At 69.1% G+C, this 25,669-nt stretch carries 25 protein-coding genes and 1 riboswitch; of the genes, 10 read left to right on the forward strand and 15 right to left on the reverse strand.

Going from position 1 to position 25,669, the window contains the following annotated elements:
- Nucleotides 1-91: 91 nt before the first annotated feature.
- Genes ACIBTM_RS37015 through ACIBTM_RS37025 form a run of 3 tightly spaced genes read right to left on the reverse strand, consistent with a single transcriptional unit; the run spans nucleotide 92 to nucleotide 1,139 of the window.
- Nucleotides 92-448, reverse strand: coding sequence for a barstar family protein (locus tag ACIBTM_RS37015; protein WP_395881824.1), 357 nt, complete (start codon nucleotides 446-448; stop codon nucleotides 92-94).
- Nucleotides 445-924: a ribonuclease domain-containing protein gene (locus tag ACIBTM_RS37020; protein WP_395881825.1), complete on the reverse strand. Its 480-nt coding sequence runs from the start codon at nucleotides 922-924 to the stop codon at nucleotides 445-447. The genes ACIBTM_RS37015 and ACIBTM_RS37020 overlap by 4 nt, the downstream gene beginning before the upstream one ends.
- A gap of 11 nt (nucleotides 925-935) precedes the next feature.
- Nucleotides 936-1,139, reverse strand: coding sequence for a CDP-alcohol phosphatidyltransferase family protein (locus ACIBTM_RS37025; protein ID WP_016332415.1), 204 nt, complete (start codon nucleotides 1,137-1,139; stop codon nucleotides 936-938).
- A gap of 59 nt (nucleotides 1,140-1,198) precedes the next feature.
- Between ACIBTM_RS37025 and ACIBTM_RS37030 the strand changes: the two genes are divergently transcribed.
- The 3 genes from ACIBTM_RS37030 to ACIBTM_RS37040 all read left to right on the forward strand — a co-directional run bounded on the left by ACIBTM_RS37030 (nucleotide 1,199) and on the right by ACIBTM_RS37040 (nucleotide 4,946).
- Nucleotides 1,199-2,164, forward strand: a complete 966-nt coding sequence (locus ACIBTM_RS37030; RefSeq protein WP_395881826.1) for a zinc-binding dehydrogenase — start codon at nucleotides 1,199-1,201, stop codon at nucleotides 2,162-2,164.
- Nucleotides 2,165-2,347: 183 nt separating this feature from the next.
- Nucleotides 2,348-3,391: an alpha/beta hydrolase gene (locus ACIBTM_RS37035; RefSeq protein WP_395881827.1), complete on the forward strand. Its 1,044-nt coding sequence runs from the start codon at nucleotides 2,348-2,350 to the stop codon at nucleotides 3,389-3,391.
- A gap of 79 nt (nucleotides 3,392-3,470) precedes the next feature.
- Nucleotides 3,471-4,946 carry an amino acid permease gene (locus tag ACIBTM_RS37040; protein WP_395881828.1) on the forward strand — a complete coding sequence of 492 codons (1,476 nt, stop codon included), beginning with the start codon at nucleotides 3,471-3,473 and terminating at the stop codon, nucleotides 4,944-4,946.
- On the opposite strand, the gene ACIBTM_RS37045 is transcribed toward ACIBTM_RS37040, so the two are convergent.
- Nucleotides 4,921-5,973: a nitronate monooxygenase gene (locus ACIBTM_RS37045; protein ID WP_395881829.1), complete on the reverse strand. Its 1,053-nt coding sequence runs from the start codon at nucleotides 5,971-5,973 to the stop codon at nucleotides 4,921-4,923. The two genes, ACIBTM_RS37040 and ACIBTM_RS37045, sit on opposite strands and share 26 nt — an antisense overlap.
- A gap of 152 nt (nucleotides 5,974-6,125) precedes the next feature.
- Between ACIBTM_RS37045 and ACIBTM_RS37050 the strand changes: the two genes are divergently transcribed.
- Both ACIBTM_RS37050 and ACIBTM_RS37055 read left to right on the forward strand, forming a co-directional pair.
- On the forward strand, nucleotides 6,126-7,889 hold the full coding sequence (locus ACIBTM_RS37050) for a family 20 glycosylhydrolase (RefSeq protein WP_395881830.1): 1,764 nt from the start codon (nucleotides 6,126-6,128) through the stop codon (nucleotides 7,887-7,889).
- 59 nt (nucleotides 7,890-7,948) lie between these two features.
- On the forward strand, nucleotides 7,949-8,395 hold the full coding sequence (locus ACIBTM_RS37055) for a pyridoxamine 5'-phosphate oxidase (RefSeq protein WP_395881831.1): 447 nt from the start codon (nucleotides 7,949-7,951) through the stop codon (nucleotides 8,393-8,395).
- Nucleotides 8,396-8,445: 50 nt separating this feature from the next.
- Here ACIBTM_RS37055 and lepA read toward each other — a convergent pair whose 3' ends face one another.
- A complete protein-coding gene (gene lepA, locus ACIBTM_RS37060; protein WP_395881832.1) occupies nucleotides 8,446-10,287 on the reverse strand; it encodes a translation elongation factor 4 in 1,842 nt (613 codons plus the stop codon).
- A 113-nt stretch (nucleotides 10,288-10,400) separates the two neighbouring features.
- Between lepA and ACIBTM_RS37065 the strand changes: the two genes are divergently transcribed.
- Entirely contained in the window at nucleotides 10,401-10,988 is a 588-nt protein-coding gene (locus ACIBTM_RS37065) for a class I SAM-dependent methyltransferase (protein ID WP_395881833.1), read from the forward strand.
- Here ACIBTM_RS37065 and ACIBTM_RS37070 read toward each other — a convergent pair.
- Nucleotides 10,985-11,359: a VOC family protein gene (locus tag ACIBTM_RS37070; RefSeq protein WP_395881834.1), complete on the reverse strand. Its 375-nt coding sequence runs from the start codon at nucleotides 11,357-11,359 to the stop codon at nucleotides 10,985-10,987. The two genes, ACIBTM_RS37065 and ACIBTM_RS37070, sit on opposite strands and share 4 nt — an antisense overlap.
- 23 nt (nucleotides 11,360-11,382) lie before the next feature.
- Entirely contained in the window at nucleotides 11,383-12,288 is a 906-nt protein-coding gene (locus ACIBTM_RS37075; RefSeq protein ID WP_395881835.1) for an EamA family transporter, read from the reverse strand.
- 333 nt (nucleotides 12,289-12,621) lie between these two features.
- On the opposite strand from ACIBTM_RS37075, the gene rpsT reads away from it, so the two are divergent.
- Nucleotides 12,622-12,882 carry a 30S ribosomal protein S20 gene (rpsT, locus tag ACIBTM_RS37080; RefSeq protein ID WP_007034798.1) on the forward strand — a complete coding sequence of 87 codons (261 nt, stop codon included), beginning with the start codon at nucleotides 12,622-12,624 and terminating at the stop codon, nucleotides 12,880-12,882.
- Between the two features lie 52 nt (nucleotides 12,883-12,934).
- Here the strand turns inward: rpsT and holA are convergent, their stop codons facing one another.
- Nucleotides 12,935-13,918, reverse strand: coding sequence for a DNA polymerase III subunit delta (gene holA / locus ACIBTM_RS37085; protein ID WP_016332404.1), 984 nt, complete (start codon nucleotides 13,916-13,918; stop codon nucleotides 12,935-12,937).
- A gap of 135 nt (nucleotides 13,919-14,053) precedes the next feature.
- Nucleotides 14,054-14,186, forward strand: a riboswitch (SAM riboswitch).
- Between the two features lie 12 nt (nucleotides 14,187-14,198).
- Here holA and thrC point away from each other — a divergent pair.
- Nucleotides 14,199-15,464, forward strand: coding sequence for a threonine synthase (gene thrC / locus ACIBTM_RS37090; RefSeq protein WP_005158594.1), 1,266 nt, complete (start codon nucleotides 14,199-14,201; stop codon nucleotides 15,462-15,464).
- 19 nt (nucleotides 15,465-15,483) lie between these two features.
- Here thrC and ACIBTM_RS37095 read toward each other — a convergent pair whose 3' ends face one another.
- From ACIBTM_RS37095 to nadD, 7 genes are all read right to left on the reverse strand, one after another.
- Nucleotides 15,484-17,889 carry a ComEC/Rec2 family competence protein gene (locus tag ACIBTM_RS37095; protein WP_395881836.1) on the reverse strand — a complete coding sequence of 802 codons (2,406 nt, stop codon included), beginning with the start codon at nucleotides 17,887-17,889 and terminating at the stop codon, nucleotides 15,484-15,486.
- Complete coding sequence (locus ACIBTM_RS37100; RefSeq protein WP_395881837.1) at nucleotides 17,886-18,608, reverse strand: helix-hairpin-helix domain-containing protein; 723 nt, start codon at nucleotides 18,606-18,608, stop codon at nucleotides 17,886-17,888. The genes ACIBTM_RS37095 and ACIBTM_RS37100 overlap by 4 nt, the downstream gene beginning before the upstream one ends.
- Nucleotides 18,609-18,754: 146 nt before the next feature.
- The gene (locus ACIBTM_RS37105) at nucleotides 18,755-19,600 is read right to left on the reverse strand and encodes a DegV family protein (RefSeq protein WP_395881838.1); all 846 of its coding nucleotides are present in this window, start codon (nucleotides 19,598-19,600) and stop codon (nucleotides 18,755-18,757) included.
- A gap of 10 nt (nucleotides 19,601-19,610) precedes the next feature.
- Nucleotides 19,611-20,339: a diglucosylglycerate octanoyltransferase gene (gene octT / locus ACIBTM_RS37110; protein ID WP_395881839.1), complete on the reverse strand. Its 729-nt coding sequence runs from the start codon at nucleotides 20,337-20,339 to the stop codon at nucleotides 19,611-19,613.
- 3 nt (nucleotides 20,340-20,342) lie between these two features.
- Nucleotides 20,343-20,957 (reverse strand): histidine phosphatase family protein, encoded by a 615-nt coding sequence (locus ACIBTM_RS37115; RefSeq protein ID WP_395881840.1) that lies wholly within the window; start codon nucleotides 20,955-20,957, stop codon nucleotides 20,343-20,345.
- Nucleotides 20,954-21,358: a ribosome silencing factor gene (gene rsfS / locus ACIBTM_RS37120; RefSeq protein ID WP_395881841.1), complete on the reverse strand. Its 405-nt coding sequence runs from the start codon at nucleotides 21,356-21,358 to the stop codon at nucleotides 20,954-20,956. The genes ACIBTM_RS37115 and rsfS overlap by 4 nt, the downstream gene beginning before the upstream one ends.
- 22 nt (nucleotides 21,359-21,380) lie before the next feature.
- Nucleotides 21,381-22,013 carry a nicotinate-nucleotide adenylyltransferase gene (gene nadD / locus ACIBTM_RS37125; protein ID WP_073846459.1) on the reverse strand — a complete coding sequence of 211 codons (633 nt, stop codon included), beginning with the start codon at nucleotides 22,011-22,013 and terminating at the stop codon, nucleotides 21,381-21,383.
- Between the two features lie 161 nt (nucleotides 22,014-22,174).
- On the opposite strand from nadD, the gene ACIBTM_RS37130 reads away from it, so the two are divergent.
- Together ACIBTM_RS37130 and ACIBTM_RS37135 are read left to right on the forward strand one after the other, a co-directional pair.
- Entirely contained in the window at nucleotides 22,175-24,280 is a 2,106-nt protein-coding gene (locus tag ACIBTM_RS37130) for a RecQ family ATP-dependent DNA helicase (RefSeq protein WP_395881842.1), read from the forward strand.
- A gap of 91 nt (nucleotides 24,281-24,371) precedes the next feature.
- Nucleotides 24,372-25,658 carry an MFS transporter gene (locus ACIBTM_RS37135; RefSeq protein ID WP_038517199.1) on the forward strand — a complete coding sequence of 429 codons (1,287 nt, stop codon included), beginning with the start codon at nucleotides 24,372-24,374 and terminating at the stop codon, nucleotides 25,656-25,658.
- The last annotated feature ends 11 nt before the right edge of the window (nucleotides 25,659-25,669 follow it).

Here is a 25,669-nt window from a genome sequence, read left to right on the forward strand (position 1 = left end):
ACGGTTCGCCAAACGAGCCGCCTACCACCGCGCCGAGATCATCCTCGCCTGCATCATCCTCCACCTCCGATGAAGATCCCCAGGACACGCCCTAGTCAGGCAGGACGACGGTGAGGCGCCGGGAGTCCGTCCGGTCCCCGGACGGCCCCAGCGCCCGCTGCGCGTCGGAAAGCACGCTGCGGACGGCCAGGTACGCCTTGGGATCACGTTCCCGGAGCCCCGAGGAACCGGCCCAGATCAGTACGTGCTCGCCGGCCGGGAGCCAGGACAGGTCGGTGAGGCAGTCGTAGAGCGCGTCGAGGTTCTTCCCGAAGTAGTCCGGGAACGACAGCGCCTCCGCGATCGCGTCGAGCGTCGAGTCCTTGTCGACCGTCCGCGCGCCGTCGATCAGGTGCGGATACGCGCCGCGGGCGAACGCCTTGTCCGCCGCTTCCTTGCCCGCGCTCACCGGCTGGGATCCACTACGACGAAGGACTTGTAGTGGTCCTCGGTGTAGTACAGCTCCTTGCCGGTACCGGTCACCAGCCGCCTCGCCCCGCGATCCGGGCTGTTCGGCGTCTTCACCGTGTACTCCCGGTAGTAGCCGGAACCCTTGGCGGGCAGCACCTTCTCCCGGTTCTGGAAGGTGACGTCGTCGTTGCGCGGATACGGATACGGCCCGCCCGCCTGGATGAGCTTCCAGGTGTCGGACGCCTGCGAGGGAAGCTTCGTCAGTGGCTTGACCGGGAGACCCGATTCCTCGCCCGCGACCTTGCCCTTCGCCCCGCTCGCCGCGGCGTCGCCCGACGGCGCGGCCGAAGCGGACGAACTCGCCGGAGCGCTCTTCGTGTCGTCACCGCTGATGCCGTCCTTGACGAACCAGCCTGCGAGCACGAGCACGATCAGGCCGATCAGGGCGGCGGTGATCCGCCTACGGTTGAACATGGTGTGCCAGCTTAGGAGGGCCGGTCGGGGTCGTTCGCATCGCGGGCCGTGCCGAAGCGCCGGGCGACCTTGCCGAAGACCGTGTCGAGCACCCAGGCCGCGACCAGGCACAGCGGCACCACGACCGCCATGACCAGCACGAACTGCACGGGGAACGGGGCCTGCGCGAGCCACAGCTCGACGCCGTCCCACCAGTCTGCAAGCCCGTTGAACACAGTGTGAGCCTACGCTCGCACCCACTGCCGCCGCCGGTCAGGCCATGTAGGTTGCTGACATGTTCGCCGTTTACGCTTCCGAACCCAACGCCGAAAAGCCGCTGGACTCGCTGGTGATCGGCGAGCGGCCCGAACCCGAGGTCCCCGAAGGCTGGGTGCGGGTCAACGTCAAGGCCGCCAGCCTCAACATGCACGACCTGTGGACCTTGCGCGGCGTCGGCATCAAACCCGAGCAGTTCCCGATGATCCTGGGCTGCGACGGCGCCGGCACCCTCGACGACGGCACCGAGGTCGTCGTCCATTCGGTGATCAACGCCCCGGGCTGGCAGGGCGACGACACCCTCGACCCGAAGCGCACCCTGCTCACCGAGAAGCACCAGGGCACCTTCGCCGAGCAGGTCGTGGTCCCGGCACGCAACGTCGTTCCGAAGCCGACGAGCCTGAGCTTCGCGGAAGCCGCGACCATGGGCACGGCGTGGCTGACCGCGTACCGGATGCTGTTCGTGAAGTCCGGGCTGAGGCCTGGACAGACGATGCTCGTCCAGGGTGCCTCCGGCGGCGTCTCGACCGCGCTCGTCCAGCTCGGGCGTGCGGCCGGATTCCGGGTCTGGGTGACCGGACGTAGCGAAGAGAAGCGTGCGCTCGCCGAAAATCTGGGCGCACATCAGACCTTTGAGCCCGGCGCGCGGCTGCCGGAGCGGGTCGACGCGGTCTTCGAAACCGTCGGCAAGGCGACCTGGTCCCACTCCGTGAAGTCGCTGAAACCGGGCGGGATCATCGTCGTCTCGGGTTCGACCAGCGGCCCGGACGCTCACGCGGAGTTGCAGCGCGTGTTCTTTCTGCAACTGCGCATCGCCGGTTCGACCATGGGGACCAGGGACGAACTGAACGATCTCCTCGCCTATCTGGAGCTCACCGGGATCCGTCCGCGGATCGGCGCCGAACTGCCGTTCACGGAGGCCGAAACCGGGTTTAAGAACATGCTCGATGGGGAAACCTCCGGCAAGGTGGTCTTCAGTCATTGATCGGAGGGGTGAGTTCACCCCCTCGCCGTGATCAAGCCCGCACGCAAGCGCACGTCCGCGCGTTCCACGCAGGTCAAACAGTCATTTCGCGGTCTTGTCAAGTGTCAAGAACGTTATGACTTGGCGAGCTTCTTACGACCAAAGTTCGACCAAAATCCGACCTCTCGCGGTTAGCCTGGAACCATGACCGCATCGCAGCGGCCCGAACCGGCGGACCCGGGGGGCCGGACCACCACCGACGCCGACCCGATCCGCGTCTCGTTCCGGCGCTATGCCGGTGTCCGCACCAGAGTGCTCGAAGTCGGGCCGCAGCCGGTGGAATCCACCGACCGCACCCCACGGCGGATGCTCGGCAAACGGGCCACCGCGCGCGGACAGGCCAAGCCGACCGCACCGAGGCTGGTGCTGCTGCACGGCTACTGCGACAGCGCCGACACCTGGCGCCCGGTTCTGGAGCTGCTCGCGGCCGCCGGTGTTCCGGCGGTCGCGGTCGATCTGCCCGGATTCGGTGACGCTCAGCCACTGCGGCCGGGTCCGATGCTGCCGCAGCTCGACGCGTTCACCTCGGCCGTGGTCAAGGAACAGGCCGTACTCGGCACGGTGGTGCTCGCCGGCAACTCGCTCGGCGGCACGATGAGCCTGCGTGCCGCGGAGAACCACCGGCTGCCGGTCGCGGGCGTGGTGTCGATCGCCGCGCCCGGTTTCGTGGACAGCTGGCTCATCCGCACCGTGGCCAGGTACCCGCTGCCGCTGCGGATGTACTCGGCCCTGCCACTGCCGATCCCCGGCTTCGTCGTGCGCGCCGTCGCCGAGCAGGTCGTCCCCCGGCTCCTGTACGCCGACTCCGCCGCCGCGGACGCCGCCCAGGTACGCCGGTTCACCTCGCTGTTCCCGGACTACCGCTCCACCACCACCAGGCTCGAACAGGCGAGGCAGCTCGTCGAAGAGCTGGCGAACGCGTACCGGCTCGAAGAGGTCCGTGTCCCGCTCCTGGTGGTCGTCTGCGGCAAGGACAAGCTGGTCAGCGCCGCCTCCGGGCGGCAGCTGCACGCGCTGGTCCCGCACAGCAGGCTGATGGTGCGCGAGGACTGGGGCCACTGCCCGCAGCTGGACGACCCCGTCGAGATCTCGGAGCTGCTCACCTACTTCTCCGCCGGCGCGTCCAGGCCGTCGAAGATCGCCACTCGCGTGGCCGCCGAAGTGAGCGAGGACACCGTCGCCGGATAGGTGCGAAGTCCTGACTCCCGCTACGGTGCCTTTCGGACTGTGACCCGGTCCGAAAGTCACAACCTGTTGGGAGACGACGATGTCCGCACCGCGCAGCCTGGGCACGGGATCCGGGATATTCCGCCGCAAACCGATCGATCAGATCCAAGAATTCAGTGGAAGCGGCGGGCTTCAGCGCACGCTGGGGCTGCGGCAACTGACCGCGATCGGCGTCGGCGGCATCATCGGCGCGGGGATCTTCTCGCTGGCCGGCGCGGTCGCGAACAAGACGGCGGGCCCCGCCGTGCTGATCTCGTTCCTCATCGCGGGTATCGCCAGCGCCGCCGCCGCGTTCTCCTACGCCGAGTTCGCCGGGCTGATCCCCCGCGCCGGGTCGGCCTACACCTACGGCTACACCGTGCTGGGCGAGATCGTCGGCTGGTTCATCGGCTGGGACCTGCTGCTGGAGTACACCGCGATCGTGGCGGTGGTCGCGATCGGCATCTCCGGCTACTTCAACGAGCTGCTGGGCTACCTCAACATCAAGCTCCCGACGTGGATGCTGGGCGCTCCAGGCACCGAAACGGGCGATGTCGCACCGGGCTCCTACAAGATCAACCTGTTCGCCGTGCTGCTGTGCCTGCTGATCGCCTTCATCCTCAACCAGGGCATGAAGAACGCGGCCCGGTTCGAAACACTGCTGGTCTACCTGAAGGTCGGCCTGGTCCTGCTGGTGATCGTCGTCGGCGTCTTCCACATCAACACCGACAACTACTCGAACTTCTTCCCGTTCGGTCTCAGCGGCGCGTTCACCGGAGCGGCGACGGTGTTCTTCGCGGTCTTCGGATACGACGCCATGTCCACCGCGGCCGAGGAATCGACCGACTCCCAGAAGCACATGCCGAAGGCGATCATCTACTCGCTCGCGATCTCGATGGTGCTCTACGTGCTGGCCTGCCTGGTCCTGACCGGGATGGTCAACTACAAGGACATCGACAGCGAGGCCGCCTTCTCCAGCGCCTTCGCGGGCCTCGGGATGAAGTGGCTCGGCCTGATCATCGCCGTCGGCGCGATCATCGGTATCACCACGGTGCTGTTCACCTTCCTCATGGGCGCGAGCCGCGTCGGCTACTCGATGAGCCGCGACGGCCTGCTGCCCAAGTGGTTCGGCAAGACCCACCCGGTGCGCAAGGTGCCGAGCCGGATGACGTGGGTGCTCGGTATCGCGTCGGCGGTCATCGCCGGGCTGCTGCCCATCGGTGAGGCCGCGGAACTGACGAACATCGGCATCCTGCTCGCGTTCGTCGTCGTCTGCATCGCGGTGATCGTGCTGCGCTACAAGCAGCCGGACCTGCCTCGCACGTTCAAGACGCCGGGTATGCCGATCGTGCCGATCATCGGTGTCGTCTTCTCGATCTGGCTGATCACGTTCCTGAACCCGGAGACCTGGCTGCGGTTCGCGGTCTGGTTCGGCATCGGCCTGATCATCTACTTCGCCTACAGCCGTCGTCACTCGGTGATGAACGCGAACAACGGCGACGCGAAGCAGGTCAGCGGAGACGACTCAAACGCGTAGCGGCTTCGCGGGTTTCGGCCTGGAGGCGTTCGACGATCGACGCCGCCGGGCCGGAGCCCGCGAGTTCATAGGTCTGCCCCGCGTAGAGGGACATGATCTCGGGGTCACCGGCCTTCACCGCCGCCGCGCGGATCGGCTTGGTCAGGTTGTTGACCTCCGGATACGCCGACGGCGCGGTGGCCGAGAAGTCCTCGACGGCGCGGTTGACCAGTGACCGGGCGGGCCGTCCGCTGAACGCCCGGGTGAACGCCGTCGGCCTTCCCCCGTCCGCCAGCGCCTGCCGGTGCGCGGGCTGCGTCCCGGCTTCGTCCGCCCGCAGGAACGCGGTGCCCAGCTGTGCCGCGACGGCCCCCGCCGCCAGCACCGCGGCGATGTCGGCGCCGTGCACGAGCCCACCGGTCGCGACGAGCGGCAAGTCCGTCCGCGCCGAGATCAGCCGGAGCAGGCTCAGGACGCCGTACTGCGCACCCCCGCCTTCGGCTCCGGGCTCGTCGGCGAAAAGCCCTCGATGTGCTCCGGCCTCGAATCCCTGGACCACGAGCGCGTCCGCGCCGACGGCCACGGCCCGATCGGCTTCCGCCGGGCCGGTGACCGTGACGGCCACCTTGCTCCCGTTGGCGTGCAAGCGTTCGACGTCCTCGACCGAAGGCGTGCCGAAGGTGAACGAAACGACCGGCACTTTCCGTTCCAAGACGACGTCGAGCTTCGCGGCATAGGCGTCGTCGTCCCAGGTCGGCTCGCCGGGCTCGACGCCGAGACGCTCGGCCTCCGCTCGCCAGCGCTCGATGTGCACACCGAGATCCGCATCGGCGGCGGAGCCACCCGGCACGAAGAGGTTCACGCCGAACGGCTCACCGGTCAGCTCGGCCGTCTTGGCGATCCGGTCCGAGAGAGCGTCGGCGCTCAGGTAGCCCCCGGCCAGGAAGCCGAACCCGCCCGCCTCGGTCACCGCGGCCACGAGCTCGGGAGTGGTCGGCCCGCCCGCCATCGGGGCCGCGATCACGGGGAAACGCAAGTCTTCGAACACGTTTCCGACGATAGTCTCCTCGCCACGACACGCATTGTGACGTTCGAGTCACTGCAAGGTTCCCTCATGGTGGTCTAGACCTTTAACGGCGAAAATGCGACGATCGGACGGTCGTGACGCGCGTCACGCCCCTGTCCCCCTTGGAGGCCCCGGTGAAGACCTTGAGAGCGCGGCTGGGCCGCGCCTTCGTCGGGGTGGCGCTGCTCGCCGGCGCCACCACCGCAGCCGCCCCCGTCGCCGACGCGGCCACCCCGCCGCTGCAGGCGATCGTCCCGGTCCCGGTCTCGGCCCAAGCGGTCACCGGCTCCGACCACACCCTGACCGCGAGCACCAAGATCTACACCCAGGCCGGGTCGGCGCAGGCCAAGGCCGTCGGCGAGTACCTCGCCGGGATCTTCCGCACGTCCACCGGCTTCCCCTTGCCTGTCGCCGACGCCCCGTCGGGCACACCGGCCGACGGGATTTCGCTCCTTCTGTCCGGCGCCGACTCTCGCGTCGGCGACCAGGGCTACCAGCTGAACTCGACGTCCGCCTCGGTCATCCTGCGCGCGACGACGGCACAAGGCCTCTTCGGCGGCGTACAGACACTGCGTCAGCTGTTGCCCGGCAAGATCGAAAGCCCCACGGTGCAGCAAGGCCCTTGGACGATCCCGGGCGCGAACATCCTGGACTACCCGCGCTTCGGCTACCGAGGCGCGATGCTCGACGTCGCCCGGCACTTCCACCCGGTCGCCACGGTCAAGCGGTACATCGACCAGCTGGCCCAGTACAAGATCAACAACCTGCATCTGCACCTCGCCGACGACCAGGGCTGGCGCATCCAGATCGACAGCTGGCCGCGGCTGACCACCTACGGCGGCAGCACCCAGGTCGGTGGCGGCGCCGGCGGCTACTACACCAAGGCGCAGTACACGGAGATCGTGAACTACGCGGCCTCGCGGTTCATCACGGTCATCCCGGAGATCGACATGCCAGGGCACACCAACGCCGCCTTGGCGTCGTACGCCGAGCTGAACTGCAACAACACCGCTCCTCCGCTGCGCACCGACACCGCCGTCGGCTACAGCTCGCTCTGCATCTCGAAGGAGATCACCTACACCTTCGTCAACGACGTCATCCGCGAGGTCGCCGCGCTGACGCCCGGACCGTACTTCCACCTCGGCGGCGACGAGGCCCAGGCCACCAGCGACGCGGACTACCGCACGTTCATGAACCGCGTCCTGCCGATGGTGGCCGCCGCGGGCAAGCAGGTCGTCGGCTGGCACGAGATCGGCAAGGCCACCCTGCCCGCCACGGCGACCCCGCAGTTCTGGGGCACGACGACGTCCAGCACGGAGGTCTCGAACGCCGTCGCCCGTGGCAGCAAGGTGATCCTGTCACCGGCGAACAAGGCTTACCTGGACATGAAGTACAACTCCAGCACGCCGATCGGGCTCTCGTGGGCGGGCTACATCGAGGTCCAGGACGCCTACAACTGGAACCCGGGCGCCTATCTCTCCGGTGTGCCCGAATCCGCCGTCCGCGGCGTCGAATCCCCGCTGTGGACCGAAACCGTGGTGACCCCGGCGAATATCGACTACCTCGCCTTCCCCCGGCTCCCGGCCCACGCCGAACTCGGCTGGTCGCCGTGGTCGACCCACGACTGGAACACCTTCCGGGTGCGCCTCGGCGCGCAGGCGCCGCGCTGGCAGGCGCAGGGCCTCGCCTACTACAAGTCGAGCCAGGTGCCCTGGGAAACCGGATCCGGCAACCCGGGCACCTGCACGCTCCCCGCGTGGGACCGTGCTTCGGTCTACACCGGCGGAGCGACCGTCTCCCACAACGGGCACAAATGGACGGCCCAGTGGTGGACGCAAGGCGAAGAGCCCGGCACGACCGGCGAATGGGGTGTCTGGCGCGACAACGGCACCTGCTGACCCCGTCCAGTGGTCCCGCTCGGCCCCTTCACCGGGGCGAGCGGGACTACGGTGGTCCCATGGCCGCAGATCTCGAACTCGTCCGCACTCTTTCCTTGCGCGAAAACGGACTCGCGACCGTCTCGACGGTCCGCGCGGACGGCACCGTCCACTCCTCGGTGGTCAACGCCGGTGTCTTCGAAGACCCGGTCACCAAGGCACCGGGAGTCGCTTTCGTGGCGATGGGCGGGGTGAAGAAACTCGACCTGTTCCGCCGAGCGGGCCACGCCACGATCACGTTCCGGCGTGGCTGGGAGTGGGCGGCGGTCCAAGGGAGCACCCACCTCATCGGTCCGGACGACCCGGACCCGGACTTCGACCCCACCGGTCTCCCCCGGCTGCTGCGCGAGGTCTTCATCGCGGCGACGGGAACCCACGACGACTGGGACGAGTACGACCGGGTGATGGCTGCCGAACGCCGGGTCGCGGTCTTCGTCACCGCGAACCGGGTCTCCGGGAATCGCTGATACGCGAAGGCCGCCCGGACGGTGATCCGGGCGGCCTTCGCGAGTATCGGTTACTTCTTCTTGCTACCGGCGTCCTCAGTGGACAGAGCGGCGACGAAGGCCTCCTGCGGGACCTCGACCCGGCCGACGGTCTTCATCCGCTTCTTGCCTTCCTTCTGCTTTTCCAGCAGCTTGCGCTTACGCGAGATGTCACCGCCGTAACACTTCGCGAGCACGTCCTTGCGGATCGCGCGGATGGTCTCGCGGGCGATGATCCGCGACCCGACGGCCGCCTGGATCGGCACCTCGAACTGCTGCCGCGGGATCAGCTCGCGCAGTCGTGTCGCCATCCGGTTTCCGTAGCCGTACGCGGCGTCCTTGTGCACGATCGCCGAGAAGGCGTCGACGGTCTCCCCCTGCAGCAGGATGTCGACCTTGACCAGATCGGCGACCTGGTCGCCGCCCTCTTCGTAGTCGAGCGACGCATAGCCGCGCGTACGCGACTTCAGCGTGTCGAAGAAGTCGAAGATGATCTCCGCGAGGGGGATGTTGTAGCGCAGCTCGACACGGTCCTCGGAGAGGTAGTCCATCCCCAGCAGCGTGCCGCGCTTGGCCTGGCACAGCTCCATGATCGTGCCGACGAACTCCGACGGCGCCAGGATGCTCACCTTGGAAACCGGCTCGTGGACCTCGGAGATCTTCATCCCGGACGGCCAGTCCGAGGGATTCGTCACCACGACCTCGCTCTTGTCCTCGAGCACGACGTTGTAGATGACGTTCGGAGCGGTGGAGATCAGGTCGAGGCCGAATTCGCGCTCGAGCCGGTCACGCGTGATCTCCAGGTGCAGCAGGCCGAGGAAACCGCAGCGGAACCCGAACCCGAGCGCCACGGAGGTTTCCGGCTCGTAGGCGAGCGCGGCGTCGTTGAGCTGGAGCTTGTCCAGTGCCTCACGCAGTTCCGGGTAGTCCGAACCATCGACCGGATACAGGCCGGAGTAGACCATGGGCTTCGGCTCGCGGTAACCCGCGAGCGGTTGGTCGGCGCCCTTGCGCTCGGAGGTGACGGTGTCACCGACCTTCGACTGACGGACGTCCTTCACCCCGGTGATGAGGTAACCCACCTCACCGACCCCGAGCCCCTTGCTCGCCTTGGGCTCCGGCGAGATGATCCCGACCTCGAGGAGTTCGTGGGTGGCACCGGTGGACATCATCTTGATCCGCTCGCGCGGCGTGATCTTGCCGTCGACGACCCTGATGTACGTCACGACGCCCCGGTAGGTGTCGTAGACCGAGTCGAAGATCATCGCGCGAGCGGGCGCGTCCGCGTCGCCGACCGGCGGCGGCACCTGCTTCACGCACTCGTCCAGCAGTTCGGTCACGCCCATGCCGGTCTTCGCCGACACGCGGAGCACGTCGGAAGGCTCGCAGCCGATGATGTGCGCCAGCTCGGCCGCGTACTTGTCCGGGTCGGCCGACGGCAGGTCGATCTTGTTCAGCACCGGAATGATGTGCAGGTTCTTCTCGAGCGCCAGGTAGAGGTTCGCCAGCGTCTGCGCCTCGATCCCCTGCGCGGCGTCGACCAGCAGAATCGCCCCTTCACAGGCCTCCAAGGCCCGGGAGACCTCGTAGGTGAAGTCCACGTGGCCGGGGGTGTCGATCAGGTGCAGGACGTGGTCCTGGCCGTCGACCTTCCAGGGCAGGCGCACGTTCTGCGCCTTGATGGTGATCCCGCGTTCCCGTTCGATGTCCATGCGGTCGAGGTACTGAGCGCGCATGGCCCGCTCCTCGACCACGCCGGTGAGCTGCAGCATCCGATCGGCCAGGGTCGACTTGCCGTGGTCGATATGCGCGATGATGCAGAAGTTCCGGATGAGCTCCGGGGGCGTGAAGGTCGTGTCGGCGAACGTCGTCAACGGGTTTCCTCGCGAAGGTCGGGGTGTGCCAGCTCTATGGTCCCATGCCGCTCCGGGTGCGAGTGGGGGTCATCCCCGATGCGGCCCGTGATGAGCTGTGGTGCCCTCGAAGTATGAGTACTTCACTGTCCCAAATGCTCGATCGCACGTTCGGCCATCCCCGGGGACTGCTCGGTCGGTTCGGCGGCCGGGCGATGGCGCACGGCAATGCCGCCACCGAGCTCCGCGTTGTCGAACTGGCCTCGATCGAGTCCGGCGAGACCGCTCTGGTCGTGGGCCCCGGCCCGGGAGTCGGCCTGCGGGCCACGGCCGAACGCGCGGGCCGGGCGATCGGTGTCGATCCCTCCCAGGAGATGCTTTCCCGCTCTCGACGCCGCTGCGGCGACCGGGTGGAGCTGCGGCAGGGCACCGCGGACTCCACAGGCGAGCCCGACGAGAGCGTCGACGTGGTCCTGAGCGTCAACAACGTGCAGCTGTGGGACGACCGGGCGGCCGGGTTCGCCGAACTGTTCCGGGTGCTGCGTCCCGGCGGCAGGCTGCTGCTTTCGTCGCACGAGAAGTGGTTGCCGGTGTCCCGGCACGAGCTGGCCGACGAAGCGGCCGCCGCCGGCTTCGTCGATCTGCAGACCTGGACTTGGGAGCCGCCGGGCTTCGGCGCCTCACTCGCCGCTCAGCTGCGCGCGATCAAGCCCCTGGGCTAGCGCGGATCAGTGCGCAGCGGATGCTCACGCGGCACTTCGACCAGCACGATCCTGGTGCCGTCCGGGTCGGCGATCCACGCTTCGTCCAGGCCCCAGGGCTCACGCCGCGCGCCGCGAACCGGCTCCAAGCCCTTCTCCGCGAGCTCCTCGAGCGCCGCGGGCAGGTCCCGGACCTGGAGCCACAAGGCGACGTCAGGGGTCGGGCCGGTCTGTCCGGTACCGACGATCTCGATCGACCCGTTCCCGGCGAAGAACACCGTCCCGCCGGGGAACTCCTTGTCGATGGCCAGGCCCAGGGTGTCCCGATAGAACGCCGTCGACACGTCGAGGTCCTTCGGGTGGATCAGCACCCTGCTGCTCAGCACGTCCATGGCTCAATCCCTACCGGATGGGTTCAGGCCATCGCAATCGCGGCGATACCCGCCAGCACCACCACCGACCCGGCCAGCCGGCGGACGGCGTTCGCCTCGCCCAGGACCAGCCAGGCGGCGATGCCACCCAGGACGATGCTCAGCTCCCTCGCCGGTGCGACGAGGCTCACCGGGGCGACCTGGAGGGCGTAGAGCACCAGCAGGTAGGCGACCGGCGAGAGCACACCGACGATGACGACCTCACGTTTGTGCTCGCGCCAGAGCCACGAGACCTCCTCGCGGTCCTTCAGCGCGTACGGCGCCATGAGCAGGCTCTGCACGATCGCGCCGGTTCCGAAGTACACGATCGGCGGGACGCCGAGACCGGTGACCGAATGCGCGTCCCACAGTGTGTAGGCGGCGATCGTCAGGCCGGTCAGCAAGCCGTAGAGCAGACCTTTGCGGCGAGCGACACGATCGGCGGCGCCGGCGTGGGCCGGTGCTCGCCCGGTGCCGATCACCAGCACCCCCGCGACCACGAGCAACGCGCCCACCAGGCCCAAAATCCCCGGCCGCTCGCCGAGCACCACGACGGCGGCGAGCACCGAGATCAGCGGCCCGGTACCGCGGGCGACGGGATAGACGACGGACAGATCACCGACGGCGTATCCCCGTTGGAGGACGATGCCGTAGGTGACGTGGAACACCGCGGTGACCACGGCGGCGAACAGCCAGGTCCACTGTGGACGTTGCGGTTCCACGGCCAGCGAGACCGCCATGACGGGAACGAGCAGGATCGCGGAAAGGCTGTAGTAAGCCCAGACGAACCGGGCTCCACCACGGCGGATCCGCTTGGCGGCGAGGTTCCAGCCCGCGTGGATGACGGCGGCGATGACGACGAAGGACAGAGCGGTGGCGTTCACAGCGGACCTTTCACGTTTTCCGCGCATGCGGAAAACCCGGTCCTCCAGGCTTTTGTCCCGTCAGATGAACGGCGGTGCTTCCGGCTCCGCCGATGGTGCCGCTCGGACCGGTCCCGTCTGCCCTGATTGTGTGTTTTCGCTGAACGGGCAGGCGGCGGAACCCTAGGCACTACGATCTTCACCGTACCGCAAGCACCCCTCCCGAGGCTGCCGCGAGCCGCGCCGGGACGGCTGTTAAGCTTGCCCTTCACCGTCGTGTGGCATTCCGTCATGGAGGAAACCCGCGCCGCTCCCACGAGCACGCAGGGCCGGTCACAGCGCGGCGGTGAAACCACCGAGAGATTCAAGAGGAGCGCCCCCGTGGCCAACATCAAGTCGCAGATCAAGCGCATCACCACCAACGAGAAGGCGCGTCAGCGCAACCAGGCGATCCGGTCCTCGGTGAAGACCGCGATCCGCAAGTTCCGCGAGGCCGCCGACGCCGGCGACAAGGCCAAGGCCCTGGAGCTGCAGAAGGACGCGGCCAAGAAGCTCGACAAGGCCGTGACCAAGGGCGTTCTCCACGCCAACCAGGCCGCCAACAAGAAGTCCGCGCTCGCGAAGCGCGCGAACTCTCTCTGATCGGCTTTCGAAGGGCCCCGGCGACTCGCGTCGCCGGGGCCCTTCGCCGTTCTCAGCGGCTTGTGCCGTGGGCGTCGACGACCTCCAGGACGGCACGCTCCAAGGCGTACTCCGGATTGGCCGCGACCCCCTTGACCTCGGCGTTGAGCCGGGCGACCACCCGCATCGCGGTGGCCAGGCCGTCCTGACCCCAGCCGCGGGCCTGCCCCTGGGCCTTGCGCACCTTCCAGGGCGGCATCCCCAGCTCGCCCGCCATCTGGTTCGGGTTCCCGCGACCGGCGCCGGACACCCGTGCGATCGTCCGGACGGCGTCGGCGAGCGCGTCCGCGACCAGCACATGCGGTACGCCCAGCTGCATCGCCCAGCGCAGCGACTCCAGCGCCGCCGCCTTGTCACCGGCCACGGCCTTCTCGGCGACGGCGAAACCGTTCACGTCCGCGCGGCCACGGTGGTAGCGCCGGACCGCCTGCTCGTCGACCGCCCCGCCGGCGTCCGCGACCAGCTGGGTCGCCGCCGAAGACAGCTCGCGCAGATCCGAACCGACGGCGTCGATCAACGCGAGCACGGCCGCGCCGTCGATCTTCCCGCCGACCCGGCGAACCTCGTTGCGGACAAAGGATTCCCGCTCAGCGGCCTTGGTCAGCTTCGGGCACTCGACGACCTCCGCACCCGCCTTCTTCAAGGCGGCGGGAAGCCCCTTCGCGGCCTTGCTCCGGCCGCCTCCGCTGTGCACGACGACGAGCACGATGCCGTCGGCGGGCGCCTTGACGTAGGCCATCACCCCGTCGGCGAGCTCCTGCGAGATGTCGTGCGCGGATTCGAGGACGATCACCCTGCCCTCGGCGAACAGCGAGGGGCTGACCATTTCCGCCAGTGCCGGGACTGTGAGGTCCGACACCCGGATCCGGGTGAGATCCGCCGTCGGATCGGCCGCTTTGGCCGCGTCCGAAGCGCTGCGGACCGCACGTTCGATCAGCAGCTCTTCCTCACCGAGAACCAGGACCAGCGGCGATGGGGCGGAAGCTTGCGTCGTCACGGTGACGATCCTGCCACTCCTCCTCTCGTGTGCTTTGTCCGGTGATGTGTTCCGGGCGCGGTGGCCCCACGGGAGCCTCATGTCGTACGGTGTTGGCGAGGCGACGCGATCACACGCGTGCCGACAATCGAATACCGCTCATCCAGAGGGGCAGAGGGAACGGCCCGATGAAGCCCCGGCAACCGGCGTCAGCCTGTCATCCCGCGATCGCGGGGTAGCTGACGAACACGGTGCCAATTCCGGCCCGCCATGGCGGGGCAGATGAGGAAGGAACCTCGCGATGACCGCAACCCTCGGCACGACCTCCACCACCAAGACCCCGGATCTCGGACCGGCCGTCGAACTGGTGTCGAAGGAAGAGGGACACCGGCAGCCGCTCGCCCCCGAATTCGTTTCCGCCGAGGACTTCTCGCCGCTCGAGGTCGCCTACGACTTCGGCCGCGTGCGCCGCGAGGACATCGAAGCCGGGCCGAAGAACATCTGGCGCTACAAGAAGCTCCTTCCCGTTCCGTCGAACGTCGAAGAAATCCCCAACACCGAACCCGGCGCCACCCGGCTCATCCAAGCCGACAGGCTCGCGAAAGCCCTGGGCGTCAAGAAGGTCTGGGTCAAGGACGACACCGGGAACCCCACCCACTCGTTCAAGGACCGCGTGGTCGCCGTCGCGCTGGCCGCCGCCCGCGAATTCGGGTTCGACGTGCTGGCCTGTCCGTCGACCGGCAACCTGGCCAACGCCGTCGCCGCCGCGGCGGCCCGCGCCGGCTGGCGGTCGGTCGTGCTGATCCCGAAAACCCTCGAACGCGCCAAGATCCTCACCACCGCCGTGTACGACGGAGACCTGATCGCGGTCGACGGCAACTACGACGACGTGAACCGGCTCGCCACCCAGCTCGCCGCCGAGCAGGAGAGCTGGGCGTTCGTGAACGTGAACGTCCGGCCCTACTACTCGGAAGGCTCCAAGACGCTGGCCTTCGAGGTCGCCGAACAGCTCGGCTGGCGGCTTCCCTCCCAGATCGTGGTGCCGATCGCCTCCGGTTCCCAGCTCACCAAGGTGGACAAGGGTTTCCGCGAGTTCGGTCAGCTCGGCCTCGTCGACGAGACGCCGTACAAGGTGTTCGGCGCGCAGGCCACCGGCTGCTCCCCCGTCTCGGCGGCCTTCCGCGCCGGTCACGATGTCGTCCAGCCGGTCAAGCCGGACACGATCGCCCGGTCGCTGGCGATCGGGAACCCGGCCGACGGTCCCTACGTCCTCGATGTGGTCAACCGCACCGGCGGTGCGATCGAAGACGTCACCGACGAGGAGGTCGTCGAGGGCATCCGGTTGCTCGCGCGCACCGAGGGCATCTTCACCGAGACCGCGGGCGGGGTCACCGTCGCGACGGCCAAGAAGCTCATCGAGACCGGCAAGCTCAACCCGGACGAAGAGATCGTCCTCCTGATCACCGGCGACGGCCTCAAGACCCTTGACGCCGTCGAGGACAAGATCGGCCCGAAGGCCACCGTCAGCGCCTCGGCCGACGCGGTCCGCGAAGCTCTGGGTATCTGAGTTTCCGCCGGGGCCCGCCTCAGGAACGAGGCGGGCCCCGGGGCTCACCCCGCCGTACCAGGGCGAGGCCTCGCGCGTCGGCGACCACCGCGGTGTCGCCGTCCGTGTCCGTCCTGGCGACCGACGCGCCGACGGCCACCAGATTGTCCAAAGTGGACTTGTTCGGATGATCGTAGGTGTTTCCGGCACCGACGCTCACCAACGCGGCCCGTGGCGAGACGGCGTTGAGGAAATCCGGTGCCGTGTAACGACTTCCGTGGTGCGGGACCTTCAGGATCTCGGCACGAAGATCGGCACCCTCGGCCATCAGGTCGGTCTGGGCGGCGAGCTCGATGTCGCCTGTCAGCAACAGGCGGCCCGCTGAAGTCCCGGCGCGCAGGACGACCGAACCGTTGTTGATCACCGTGCCGTCCTGTTCACGAACCGATCGCCGGGTGACATAGCGCGGTCCCAATACATCCAGTGACAACGCGTTCCACTCCAGCCGTTGTCCGATCTCCAGCTCCAGCAAGGGGATCCCGCGGCGCGCCGTCTCGTCCGCGACCTGCTGCCACGCCCAGGCGGGAGCCCGGCCCGGGCCGACGGCGACCGCTCCGACCGACCGGCCCTCGAAGACGGATCCGAGGCCGCCGATATGGTCGGCGTGCAGATGACTCAGCACGATCAGCGGCACGCGGTCCACGCCGAGCCTGCTCAGGCATTCGTCCACCGGGCCTGGTTCCGGCCCGGTGTCGACGAGGACAGCCCGCCCCTGTTCACCCGTGGCGAGGACGACGGCGTCGCCCTGTCCGACGTCACAGGCGACGGCATTCCACGCCGGCGGTGGCCATGCCGGTGCCAGCACCCGCACCGGTACGAAGACGACCAGCCCGGCGGCCAACGCGAACGCCAGGAGGATCCTGGCCTGCCGCAGCCGGATGACCACGAGCAACACGACGAGCAGTCCTGCCGCCAGAAGCCCGCCCCACCAGCCATCCGGCCAGTCCACGACCGCTCCCGGCGCCCGGGCGCCGTGGCGGGCCACGGTGATGAGCCAGCTCGCCTCGGGTTCGGTCAGGCGGACCAGCAGTCTGCCCGCCGACGGCCACCACGGTCCGACGGCGGTGGCGAGCACGCCGAACACGGTGGCCGGGGCGACCACCGGCGCGGCGAGCACGTTGGTCAGCACCGAGACGAGACTGACCGATCCCGCCATGCCCGCGATGACCGGCGCCGTCATCACGAACGCGGCCAGCGGGATGGCCAGCCCCTCGGCATACCCGGCCGGAACGCCGCGTCCGACCAGCCACTCCGCCCACCTCGGCGCCAGCAGGACAAGCCCGGCCGTGGCGAGCACCGAAAGCGCGAACCCGAAGTCGGCGGCCATCGCGGGATCGGCCACGACCAGCCCGGCCACCGCGAACGCCAGCGCGGGCAGCGCCGAACCCCGGCGCCCCAAGGCCAGCGCCAGCAGCCCGACCGCCCCCATCACCCCGGCGCGGAGCACGCTGGGCGCAGGCCCGGCGAGGACCACGAACCCGGCAAGCCCTGCGGCGGCCGCGGCGGCTGAAGTCCGCGGCCCGACCCGGAGCACTCTCGACAGGAGAAGGATCGAGCCGCAGACGATCGCCACGTTCCCACCGCTCACGGCCATCAGGTGGGACATGCCGGAGTCCGTGAACTCGTGTTCCACCCTCGGGGAGAGTGTGCTCGTGTCCCCCACTACCAGTCCGGGCACGAGACCGGCCTCCTCATCCGGGAGAACGGTGCACAGACCCCGGAGCCCGGTGCGCAGCGATTCCGCGGCTCGCTGCCACCAGGGCGCCGGTCCGGCGGCCGACGGCGGACCTCGCACCGAGAGGACCGCGACCGTCAGTTCGGCCCCCTTCGCCGGCGCGAGCCGGCCGGAGGCGGTGACCTGCTGCCCGGGCAGCAGATCCGCCCACCCCTCGGCGGGAGCGAGCAGGAGGATCCGGCCGGCCGAATCCACCACCCGCTCACCCGCCACCGCGGTGTCCACCGTCGCGGCGATGACCACCAGGCGGGTGCCTGCCCGGCGATCGGCGTATCCGGCACCGCGGACCGGACGTGGCCGCTCGGTGACCACCACCCTCGTGGTGGCCTCGCTCCCCCGTGCGGCGGCGGCACGGAGGTCGTCGTGCTCGGCGGCCCGGATCCGCAGCGCCACCGGACCGGCGGTGAGCACGCCGAGGACCGCCAGGGCACCCAGGCCCGCCACCCACCGGGACGCCGTCCGGCGGGCACGGACACCGGCGATGATCGCGAGCACCACGGCGGCCGCACCGCAGAGCATCGTGATCCACCAGCCGGCGAGCAGCCCGGAAAGAGTGCCGAGCCAGGCCGTCGCCGCGGCCGGTAACAGCCGCAGGTCTTGACCCCGCCACGACGCGGTGTCCACTTCGGACGGATCGGCGGACGGGTTCATCCGACGGACACCAATTCCCGGAGCTTTCTGTACTTACTTTCGCCGATCCCTTCTACGTCACGGAGTTGCTCGACGGTGGTGAACCCGCCGTGCCCGGACCGCCAGTCGACGATGCGTTTCGCCATCACCTCGCCGACCCCGGGCAGCGTGTCGAGTTGCTCGGCCGTGGCCGTGTTCAGGTCGAGCTTCCCCGCCGGTGCCGCCGTTCCGGCCGCGGCCGGAACGGGGACACCGACGGCCACCTGCTCACCGTCGGTGAGCCGCCGGGCCAGATTCACTCCGGTCAGATCCGTTCCGGGCTGTGCCCCACCAGCCGCCGTGAGGGCATCGGCGACCCGTGCGCCCGGAGGGATCGTGACCAGGCCGGGTTTGAGCACCCGGCCGACGACGCTGACCACCAGAGGCGCCTTCCCCGCCGCGGCGGGGACGTCTCCGGCGGCCTTCGCCGACGGCAGGGGCGGAACGGTCTCCGCCCCTGGCCGGTGTCCGAACAAGGCGATCGCTCCGGCCACGATCACGGCCACCGCGATCAGCACGGCCACCACGGCGAACCACCGCCGGTTCACCGGAATCCCGTCCGCCGTGAACCGAGCGGGCACCCAGCGGCGGACGAGCCTGCCCGCGGGCGGGCCCTGGGTGGGCGGCGACAGCTGCGCGGCCAGCCACGCCAGCCTGGCGTTGACGGACGGACCCGGTGGTCGGGCGGTTTGGTCGAACACGTGAACGACGCTACGGAGCGGGGATGGCGGGCGGCAGTGGTGAATCCGGAAGCTGTGGACAAGTGGGGTGTTGTGGACAACTCGGCCGCGGCCGAGACCGGATCACCCTTTTCCGTCAGGGCCGTATGGGACGCTGACGGGTTTCCCTAACCTGCTCGCTGGATCACGACGCCGAGCACCCCTGGTCCGGTGTGGGCCCCGATGACAGCGCCGATCTCCGAGACCACGCACCCCTCCGGGCAGTCGATGGATTCCTCGAGCCGGTTGGCCAGTTCGACGGCGCGCTCGGGCGAAGCCAGGTGGTGGACGGCGATGTCGGCGAGCCCGCCCTCGGCCGCCTTCACGGCGAGTTCGACCAGCCGCGCCACCGCGCGATTCATCGTCCGCACCTTCTCCAAGGGCTGGATCCGGCCTTCGGACATGTGGAGCACCGGTTTCACCGCGAGGGCGGTACCGAGCAGGGCGGCCGCCGGCCCGATCCGCCCGCCGCGGCGCAGGTATTCGAGGGTCTCGACGGCGAACAGGGTCTCCGAGCGGCTCACCGCGTCGACCGCGGCCGCCTCCACCTCGGCCGGTTCCGCTCCGCTCGCGGCGGCGCCCGCCGCGCGCAGGGCGGCGAACCCGAGTCCCATCGCGGTGCTGCGCGAATCGACCACGCGCACCTTGTCCGGTCCGACCTCCTGGGCAGCCAGCACCGCCGCCTCCCAGGTCCCCGACAGCTCCCGGGACAGATGGACCGACACGACGGCGTCCGCGCCCTCGGCCAGCGCCGCCCGGAACTCCTTGACGAACTCGGCGGGCGTCGGCCGGGAGGTCGTCACCAGGCTGCGTTTGCCGAGCGCCTCGGCCAGGGCCGCGGGCCCCATCTCGACGCCGTCGAGGAACACGACGCCGTCCACGAGGACATGCAACGGGACCACCCGGATCCCGTTCCGTTCGGCGAAGCCTTCCGGCAGGTGGGCGGTGGAATCCGTGACTACGGCGACCGACACGGCAGCCAGCCTACGTTGCCGCGGGGCGAAGCACCGGGGCCATCAGGCGGGCCATTTCCGCGCCGACGGCGGCATGTCCTTCCCACCCCCAGTGCATCCCGTCCGGATTGCCCCGTCCGCTGAGCACGTGGTCGCCGACGACGGCCCCGAGATCCAGCAGCGGGACGTCCGCACGACGACCCCACTCGGCGATGGCGGCGGCGGCACCGGCGCGGGCGGTGTGCACCCGGCCGTAGGCGTCGGACCGGTGGACGGACGGCAGGATGCCGAAGATCGGCATGTCCGGTCGCAGCACCCGCAGGGCTCCGACGGCGGTGTCGAGGTACTGGACCGTGAGCTTCGACGGCAGGACCACCGGACGTCCTCGAAGAGCGATCGCGAGCCGCGGCTGGGCGGCGAGGTAGGCCTTGCGCGCCACTCGCCGCAGCGGGTCGGGTCGCAGGTACCGCAGGCCGGTGCGCAGGTAGGTGGGCAGCGGCGAGGGCAGCGTGTCCATGCTCCCGACGGCCAGCACGACGGCGTCGACGCGATGGAGATCCGCCCAGACGCGTGGGTCGCCGATCAACGACCACCAGGCGTCACGGGCGGTCCAGCCGAATCCGGCGACGAGATCCACCCCACCACCACCGAGCGCCTCGGCGGCGACATTCGGCCACAGGCGCGCGTCGTCGGCGGCGTGCGGACCGTCCGGGCCGTGGAAACTGAGGGAATCGCCGAACACCAGCAGGCGCGGGGCCATGGATCAGCCGGTGATGCCCGCGTTGTAGGCGGCCAGCCGCCAGTTGCCGTCACGCCGGGTCAGTTCGACCCAGTGACAGTTCGCGATCCCGCCCAGCGTGGGCCAGGACGTGACGGGCAGGCCGAGCAGTTTGGCGGTCAGCGCGATGATCAGACCGCCGTGCGTCGCCAGCAGCACGGCGTCGCCGGCGCCGGAATTGGGGTGGTCGAGGTCCGCGACGACCTCCATCGCGCGTTCGGCGACGTCGACCCGCGACTCGCCGCCCGGCGGCGCCCAGGTCGCGTCGACGCGCCAGCGGGCGCGTTCGCCGGGGTACGCCTCGTCGACCTGCTGGCCGGTGAAGCCCTGCCATTCACCCAGATGGGTTTCCCGAAGGCGCTTGTCGATGCGCAGCGGGACGCCGATGGCCTCGGTGAGCACCGTGGCCGTGTCGGTCGCGCGGCGCAGATCCGAGGCGATCACCAGATCCGGCGAAAACCGGGCGAGCGCGGGCACGGCGAACCTGGCCTGGTTCCAGCCGATCTGGGTCAGCGCGGAGTCCAGATGCCCCTGCATCCGGCCCGCCGCGTTGTAATCGGTCTCACCGTGGCGCCAGAGCACCAGCCGCCGCGGGCTCACGAGGCGCCTTGCGCGTCGGCGGGGTCCTCCTCGGCGGGTGTCTCCAGACCGGCGACCTCGATCCGCGGGCAGTCCTTCCAGAGCCGCTCGAGACCGTAGAAGGAGCGTTCCTCCTGGTGCTGGACGTGGACGACGACGTCGACGTAGTCCAGCAGGACCCAACGGCCCTCGCGGGCGCCTTCACGGCGGACGGGCTTGTGCCCGCCGAGCCGCAGCTGCTCCTCGACGTTGTCGACGATGGCGCCGACCTGGCGCTCGTTGGGCGCGGACGCGATGACGAAGGCGTCGGTGATGACCAGCTGGTCGGACACGTCCAGCACGACCACGTCGCTCGCCTTCTTGTCCGCCGCCGCATGGGCGGCCGCTACGGCCAGCTCTCGTGCCTCGGACGTGGCTGTCACAGTTCTCCTCAAACAGATGGCTTTACTCGCGGGTGCGCCCGACGAGGGTACCCGGTGGGGAACCCCGGTCTTTGCGATAGAGGTCCTTTTTGGCGATGTAGCGCACCACACCGTCGGGGACGAGGTACCAGACGGGTTCCCCGCCTTCGACTCGCTCGCGGCAAGCGGTGGACGAGATCGCCATCGCGGTCACCTCGACGAGGCTCACCTTCCCGCTCGGCAGATGCTGCGAGTTGAGGCGGTACCCCGGCCTGGTGACGCCGATGAAATGCGCGAGGTCGAACAGCTCGTCGGCGTTGCGCCAGGTGAGGATCTGTTCGAGCGCGTCCGCGCCGGTGATGAAGAACAGCTGGTCGTCCGGATACTCCGCGCGCAGGTCGCGCAGGGTGTCGACGGTGTAGGTCTGCCCGACGCGGTCGATGTCGACGCGGCTGACCGAGAAGACGGGGTTGGACGCCGTCGCGATCACCGTCATCAGATAGCGGTCCTCGGCGCGGGTGACCACCCTGTCGGACTTCTGCCACGGCTGACCGGTGGGCACGAAGATGACCTCGTCGAGCGCGAACCGCGACTGGACCTCACTGGCCGCGACGAGGTGCCCGTGGTGAATGGGGTCGAACGTGCCGCCCATGACCCCGATCCTGCGTGGTGACATGGGTCGTGAGCCTATACAGCGCGCGAGGCCGCACGCTCGGGTCGCCGGACCCACCGACCAGGCGTGATCTGGATCACATTACAGTCGGTTCCATGGATGAACGGTCCGTTCACGACATGCCGATCGCGACTTCGTCGGTGGCATGGGGTAGAGGTGGGGACGTGGACACATCGACTCTCCGGGACCGCGCCGAAACCCTCCTCCAGTCGTTGGCGGGCGAGGGCGCCCGGCTGCGTGACGACCAGTGGACGGCCATCGAGGCCTTGGTCGCGCACCGCCGCCGCGCGCTCGTGGTTCAGCGCACCGGCTGGGGGAAGTCCGCGGTCTACTTCCTGGCCACCGCGTTGCTGCGGGAGCGGGGCAACGGCCCGACCGTGATCATCTCGCCGCTGCTCGCGCTGATGCGCAACCAGATCTCCGCGGCGGCGAGGGCGGGCATCCACGCCGCGACGATGAACTCCGCGAACCCGCAGGAGTGGGATCAGGTCCAGGCCGCGATCGCGGCCGGCGAGGTCGATGTCCTCCTCGTCAGCCCGGAACGGCTCAACAACCCGGACTTCCGGGACACCGTCCTGCCGAAGCTGACCGCGAGCGCCGGTCTGCTCGTGGTCGACGAGGCGCACTGCATCTCGGACTGGGGTCACGACTTCCGGCCGGACTACCGGCGGCTGCGGACACTGCTGAAGGACCTGCCCGACGGCGTCCCGGTGCTCGCCACCACCGCGACCGCGAACGACCGTGTGGCGACCGATGTCGCCGAACAGCTCGGCATCGGCAACGGGGGCGACACCCTCGTCCTGCGGGGCAGCCTGGATCGCGAAAGCCTGCACCTCTCGGTGGCCAAGCTGCCGACGTCACAGGCCCGGCTCGCCTGGCTGGCCGAGCATCTGGAGGAGCTGCCGGGCTCCGGGATCATCTACACGCTCACCGTCGCCGCCGCCCACGACGTGGCGGGCCTGCTGACCGAACGCGGCTATCCGGTCGCCGCCTACACCGGGAAGACCGACCCCGCGGACCGCCAGGCGGCCGAAGACGATCTGTTGAACAACAACGTCAAGGCCCTCGTGGCCACTTCGGCGCTGGGCATGGGGTTCGACAAGCCGGATCTGGGCTTCGTCGTCCATCTCGGGGCTCCGTCCTCCCCTATCGCGTATTACCAGCAGGTCGGCCGTGCCGGGCGTGGCGTCGATCGAGCCGAAGTGATCCTGTTGCCGGGCCACGAGGACAAGGACATCTGGGCGTACTTCGGCTCGCTCGCGTTCCCGGACGAACTGCGGGTGACCCAGGTGCTCAACGCGCTGGCGTACGCGGACCGTCCACTGTCGACACCCGCGCTCGAACCGTTCGTCGAGCTGTCACGGTCCAGGTTGGAGATGGTCCTCAAGGTGCTGGACGTCGACGGCGCCGTCCGCCGGGTGAAGGGCGGCTGGGAAGGCACCGGCGAGGAGTGGCAATACGACAAGGAACGCTACGCGCGGGTGAGCGCGGCGCGGACCAACGAACAGAACGCCATGCTGGCCTACCTCGAAACCACCGGCTGCCGGATGGAGTACCTGCGAAAGCAGCTGGACGATCCCGAGGCGACACCCTGCGGACGGTGCGACAACTGCACAGGAAAGCATTGGGACACCACGATTTCCGACGACGTCGTCGACGCCACCCGGCAGCGGCTGCGCCGTCCGGGGGTCGAGGTCGCGCCGCGGAAGATGTGGCCGACCGGGATGGCCGGACTGGAGGTCCCGCTCTCCGGACGGCTGCCGGCGGGCGAGCAGGCCGAAACCGGTCAGGTCGTCGGGCGGGTGACCGACGTCGGCTGGGGCACACGGCTGCGAGAACTCGTCGGCCCGTCCGCGGCGGACACCGAACTCCCCGATCCGGTCTTCCAAGCCTGCATCGAGGTACTCAAAGGCTGGCAGTGGTCGGAGCGTCCGGTCGCGGTGGTGGAGGTGCCATCCGCCACCCGTCCCCAGCTGGTCCACAGCCTGGCGACGAAGCTGGCGTCCATCGGACGGCTGAGCTACCTGGGCGCCATGACGTCGGCGGGGCCGCCCCCGCGTCAGGCGAACAGCGCGCAGCGGCTGGCCGACCTGTGGAATCGCCTCAGCCTTTCCGACGGGCTCGCCGCCGAAGTCGCCTCGGCCGAGGGCCCGATCCTGCTGGTCGACGACCTGATCGACACCGGATGGACGATGACGCTGTCCGCGCGCTTGCTCCGCCAGGCCGGAGCTCGCGCCGTACTGCCGTTCGCGCTCGCGAGCACCTCGTAACCGAGGATCCCGATCCCGACATTCGACAGGTTCTTTCCCGCACGGGAACTTTCTGGCATGGTTCCGTCCACGCGCGAGTACGGAGGTACCGATGGCGGACGCAACGACGGAACGACTGAGGCATCGGCTGCCGGTGAAGAAGTTGTTCGCCGCCAGTGTCGGGAACGCGCTGGAATGGTTCGACTGGACCATCTACGCGACCTTCAGCATCTACTTCGCCAGCGAGTTCTTCCCGAAGGGGAACGAAGCCCTGGCGTTGATCAACACCTTCGCCACGTACGCGCTGGCGTTCTTCTTCCGGCCGCTCGGCGGGATGTTGCTCGGGCGCTTCGCCGACATCAAAGGCCGGAAGCCCGCGATGATCCTGACCATCGTGCTGATGGCCGGCGGTTCGGTGGCCATCGGCCTCCTGCCGACCTTCGACCAGGTCGGCTGGCTGGCCCCGATCCTGTTGCTGCTGGCGAGGGTGGCGCAAGGACTGTCGCTCGGCGGCGAGGTCTCCAACGCTTCGGCGTACCTCGGTGAAATCGCGCCACCCGCCCGCCGCGGGCGGTACTCCGCCTTCTTCTACATCTCGACCGGTTCCGCCGTCCTGATCGCCTCGATCCTCGGGTTCGTACTGGCACGGACGATGTCCAAGGCTGATCTGACGGCGTACGGCTGGCGGATCCCGTTCCTGCTCGGCGGCGTTCTCGGCATCATCGGCCTGTGGTTGCGGCGCAGTCTCGCCGAGACCGAGATCTTCGAGGAGAAGAAGTCGACGGCGCGCCGGGTCGAGCGGCCGCTGCGCACCACCCTTCGCGAGCACCCGCGCGCCGTCGTGCAGCTCGTGGGTTTCTCGATGCTGTCGACCCTTTGCTACTACACGTTCTTCAGCGCCCTGACCTCGTTCGCGGTCAAGACCCGCAAGGCCGACGACGTCGACGTGTTCCTCGCGTTGTCGATCGCGACGGCGTTGTTCGTCGCGCTTCAATATCCGATGGGTGCCCTGTCGGATCGCTTCGGCCGCAAGCCACAGCTGCTCGTCTGGGCGGCGGCGACCGCGATCCTCATCGTCCCGCTGTCCACTTTGGTCCGGCCGGGACTACCTGGGCTGCTGGTCGTGTTCTGCGTCGGGCTCTGCCTGTACACGGCGATGACGTCGATCGCGCCCGCGATCATGAGCGAGCTGTTCCCCACCGAACTGCGCGGTTTGGGTATCGGCGCCTGGTACAACCTGACCGTCGCGTTGTTCGGCGGGACCGCTCCCCTGGTGCTCACGGCACTGTCCGACGCCGGGCTGTCGACGTTGTTCTTCTGGTATGTGGCCGCCGGAGCGGTGATCGCGTTCTTCGTCATCCGGACCCTGCCGGAGACCAAGGGCAGCGACCTGCGCTGAAACTCCGTCGC

Source organism: Amycolatopsis sp. NPDC049868 (assembly GCF_044461365.1).
In the GTDB taxonomy this organism is placed as follows: Bacteria; Actinomycetota; Actinomycetes; order Mycobacteriales; family Pseudonocardiaceae; genus Amycolatopsis.